Here is a 3,928-nt window from a genome sequence, read left to right as displayed (position 1 = left end):
TGCAGGCTACCGTCCTGCGGCGGATGGACATGGGCGAACTCGGTGCCGATCATGAACGCCTCGCGGCAGCCGCAGCCGCGCCCGTGTTCGAGGCAAAGTGCCTCGGCCCCCGGCACCGAGATCATCGAGGGCTGGCGGATGACAAAGGGGAAATCGAAGGCCCTGTCCCTGAATGCCTGAGCTGTCGCGGCATCTGGGTTCTGACTGATCTGGGTATGCGGGGCACAAGGCGTGGTGACGGGCCTTGGCCCCTCGCGCGGCGGGATATTCAGCATGACGGGGCCTCCTTGGGTGTCGTTTACGCCTGCCCGCTCAGTGCGGGCGTGTTGGCCAGCAGGAAATCGCGGACCGATTGTGGCTTTTGCCCGGTCAGCTTTTTCACGTCATCCGAGGCCACGTCGAGATTCCCCTTGGCAACGGCGACATCGAAGGAGGAGAAGACATTCGCCATGAACTCCGGCAGGCCGTGTTCCTTCATCGCCTCAACCAAGGCGTCGCGCGTGATCGGGACGTAGGGGATCTCCTTGCCGGCAACTTGGGACAGTATCGCGGCGATCTCGGCATGGCCGACGGCCTCGGGTCCGGTGATGTCGCGCAGGGTCGATCCGATCTCGGACAACAGGGCCGCTGCGGCGGCGCGGGCGCAATCGGCGCGCGTGACATAGCCCGCCTTGCCGTCACCCGCCGCCGCGTAAAGCGCCCCCGCGCCAATCGCCTGCGCCCCGCTCATCAGCAAGAGATCGGCGTAAAGACAGTTGCGCAGGATCGTGTGCGGGAGGCCGGTCTGCTTGATCAGCGCCTCGCTCTCGCGGTGATCGGCGGCAAAGGTGATCGGGCTGCTTTCATCTGGATTGGTGAGCGACGTATAGACGATATGCGTTACACCGGCCTCCTGCGCGGCGGCGATTGCATTGCGATGCGCGGCAAGCCGCTTGCCCGGCTCAAGGTCGTCCGTCGAGATGATCAGCAGCCGCCCGCCACCGGCAAAGGCCGCGCCAAGCGTGGCCGGATCATTGAAATCGCCCGCCCTGACCTCAACCCCGCGCGCGCGCAAATCGGCGAGCTTGTCGGGCGTGCGGGTGATGGCGACAACGGGATTCGCGCCCTTCGCAAGCAGGTTCTCGACGACCTGACGGCCAAGCTGACCGGAGGCGCCGGTGACGATGAAGGGGCCTTGGATGCTATCGGACATCTTGTGGTTCTCCTTTTGCGTTTTCTGTTCAACCGAAGCGGAAGGCGCTTTCGACAGCGCCAAGAACGTGATCCTCCAGCGTCTTGCGACCGATATCGTTGCCCGCCGCGCCCACCACGATATGCAGTGGGATCAGATGCTCTTCGCGCGGATGGGCATCGCGACCGCCCGGTGCGTCTGACCAGTGCACGAGCCTGCGGTTGCGTTCCTCGGGATCGGGACAGGTCATCACCTCGGTCAGCCAGGCGTCGAACGCGCCGCCAACGACGGGGCCGCGCGGCCCGCCACGCAGGCTTTGCATCAGCACGCCCATGTTGTGATAGGTGTTGCCGCTGCCGAGGATCAGCACGCCATCATCGCGCAGGGGGGCCAGGGCCTGACCGAGCGCAATGTGGCGCGCGGGGTCCAGATCGCTGGCAACCGACAGCTGGACGCAGGGAATGTCAGCCTCTGGAAAGGCGACCTTGAGTGGCACAAAGACGCCGTGGTCAAAACCCCGTGCGGCATCCTTCGCGGCGGCAAGACCGGCGGCGCGGATCAGGTCATGCACGCGATCGGCCAGCGCCGGATCGCCGGGGGCGGGCCAGGTCAACTCGTAGGTATGCGGCGGAAAACCGCCATAGTCGAACAGAAGCGGCGGGGTGGGACTTGTCTGCACGGTAAACGCGGGTTCCTCCCAGTGACCCGAGATCACCAGAAGCGCCCTGGGGCGCTCAGGCAGTGTGCCCGGAAGATTCTCCAGAAACTGCCGGTGTCGGTCCCATTCATCGGGCGGAGTCCAGTCCATGAAGAAGCAGGGGCCGCCCCCGTGGGGAATGAAGAGCGTGGGCTGGCGGGCCATGTCCGATTGTCCCTCCCGGTTGCCAAGGTAACCCTCGAGTGCCTGTATCAGGAGGTGTAATAGTTGAGTTATGGAAAAAATTAAAGTAGGGACGATAAAGTAACCATCTGGGAAGGAAGCGCACAGCGATGTCCAAAACGCCGCCACAGTGCCCGATGGATGCGATCCTGCGGCTGCTCATGGGGCCGTGGACCACCTACATCATCTGGGTCCTGAACGATCAGGGGCCGCAAAGGTTCGGGGTGCTGAAGCGCTCTGTGCCGGGGATATCGACCCGAATGCTGACCGAGCGTCTGCGGATGCTGCAAGGTGCCGGGGTCATCTGGCGCGAACAGGCCGAGACGATCCCGCCTGCGGTCACCTATGGCTTGACGCCACGCGGGAACGACCTGCGAAGCGTTCTGGACGCACTGGGAACTATCGCGGAACGCTGGAAAGCTGAGGGGGTGTTTCAGGACGATGACTTGGGCGCTGTTTGACTGCGCCAGCCCGAAAAACGCGTGCGTTTACCAGCTTTGGGCGGTGCCGATTCATGACGGTTGTGTTTGTGAGCTACGCAGCGCCGCTCGGCTTTTGCGAATGACAGTTGATGGACCTGTTGGACGCCTTTGAGCGCGGCCAGTCATGTTGCACTGTGCGTTCGTTATCACGTTTTGGAACCAGGTGATCGCCATGAGAGAAAGTAAAGTTGCCGATGTGCTTAGAGGGGCGAGGGAGGTCTTCTTGAAGTGCGGCTTCGAAGGCGCCAGTGTCGATGCCATTGCCGAACAAGCCAAGGTTTCGAAGGCGACCCTTTATGCGCATTTCCCAAGCAAAGACAGGCTTTTCTTAAGCGTTTTACAAGCTGAATGCGACAAACTTTCAGAAGAAATCTGTCGTCCGCTTTCAAGCTTGGGCGATGCACGAGGTGCCCTTGAAGAACTCTCGCGGCGCATGATCGGGCTGGTCATGGATGAGGGTTACATTCGTCTCCTTCGCGTTTGCATCGGCGCGGTTCCGGTTCTGCCGGAGGCAGGCGAAATATACATGGATGCAGGCCCGACGCGCGCCATCACACACGTCGCGCAAATACTCAAAGACTTGCACGAAACGAAATCACTGAACGTTGAAAACGTTCAAAACGCCGCCAGTCAGTTCATTCACCTGTCCATCTCCGGCGTCATCATGCCGCGATTGCTGGCCGTCGACCAGCCCGTCGATGCATCTGAGCATTCAAAGAGGGCGGTTGACGCTTTTCTGGGGGTATATGGCCGACGCAATGACTTATAGCGTGGGAGGCCCAACAGCTTGCCTTCTGGTGCTTCGACAGGTGCCATGCCGCGCCTCAAGGTGACGGATCCGGTTGAACACTTGACCCGGATGGTGCCGGACACTAGCTACCCACGCAGATGCACCGACCGGACGGTACAGTTTTGAGTGAACACATGACCCCAGCAGAAACCAGAAGCGCGTCTCGCAGGATACTGTCTGCTGCGCGCGTGATCGCCGCGCGTGCAGGTGCGGGAAAGATAACGATCGACGCGGTTGCAAAGGAGGCGGGCCTCAGCAAGGGGGGCGTGCTTTACAATTACCCGACAAAGAAGGCCCTGCTCTCGGGGCTGCTCGATGCGATGTTGGCCGAACACCGGGAGCTGCTGGAGAGCGTGCCGGAGCGGCACCCCGCGCGAACCCTGCGTGGTCATCTCGAAACGGTTCTGCAATCGCAAGAGGTGGATGATGACCTGTCGATGGCGATCCTCGCGACAGCGGCGTCAGATCCGCAACTGCTCGATCCGCTGCGGGGAGAATTGAGCGACGACATCGGGCGTATCCTGTCCGACACACAAGACCCGCAGGGTGCCATGGTGGTTTTTTGGGCGATTCAGGGGGTGCGCTTCCAGAAACTTCTCAAGCTG

5 protein-coding genes and 1 pseudogene are annotated in these 3,928 nt (G+C 61.8%); 3 read left to right on the top strand and 3 right to left on the bottom strand.

The window, feature by feature from the left end; translation table 11 throughout:
* The 3 genes and pseudogenes from ABIE58_RS20050 to ABIE58_RS20040 form a co-directional block, all read right to left on the bottom strand.
* Positions 1 to 275 (bottom strand): annotated as a pseudogene (locus ABIE58_RS20050) (hypothetical protein); the annotation flags it as partial.
* A gap of 23 nt (positions 276 to 298) precedes the next feature.
* Positions 299 to 1,192 carry an NAD(P)H-binding protein gene (locus tag ABIE58_RS20045; RefSeq protein WP_065334271.1) on the bottom strand — a complete coding sequence of 298 codons (894 nt, stop codon included), beginning with the start codon at positions 1,190 to 1,192 and terminating at the stop codon, positions 299 to 301.
* Between the two features lie 28 nt (positions 1,193 to 1,220).
* Entirely contained in the window at positions 1,221 to 2,033 is an 813-nt protein-coding gene (locus tag ABIE58_RS20040; RefSeq protein WP_008282860.1) for a DODA-type extradiol aromatic ring-opening family dioxygenase, read from the bottom strand.
* A gap of 128 nt (positions 2,034 to 2,161) precedes the next feature.
* Here ABIE58_RS20040 and ABIE58_RS20035 point away from each other — a divergent pair, with 128 nt between their 5' ends.
* From ABIE58_RS20035 to ABIE58_RS20025, 3 genes are all read left to right on the top strand, one after another.
* The gene (locus ABIE58_RS20035) at positions 2,162 to 2,512 is read left to right on the top strand and encodes a winged helix-turn-helix transcriptional regulator (protein WP_037275416.1); all 351 of its coding nucleotides are present in this window, start codon (positions 2,162 to 2,164) and stop codon (positions 2,510 to 2,512) included.
* Positions 2,513 to 2,705: 193 nt separating this feature from the next.
* Entirely contained in the window at positions 2,706 to 3,302 is a 597-nt protein-coding gene (locus tag ABIE58_RS20030) for a TetR/AcrR family transcriptional regulator (RefSeq protein ID WP_227513888.1), read from the top strand.
* Between the two features lie 119 nt (positions 3,303 to 3,421).
* On the top strand, positions 3,422 to 3,928 hold a 507-nt coding region (locus ABIE58_RS20025; RefSeq protein WP_354546380.1), incomplete at its 3' end, for a TetR/AcrR family transcriptional regulator.

Source organism: Roseovarius sp. MBR-78 (assembly GCF_040547535.1).
Taxonomy (GTDB): Bacteria; Pseudomonadota; Alphaproteobacteria; order Rhodobacterales; family Rhodobacteraceae; genus Roseovarius.
Note: the sequence above shows the minus strand (reverse complement) of the source record. Positions and strands in the feature narration are given on the sequence as shown.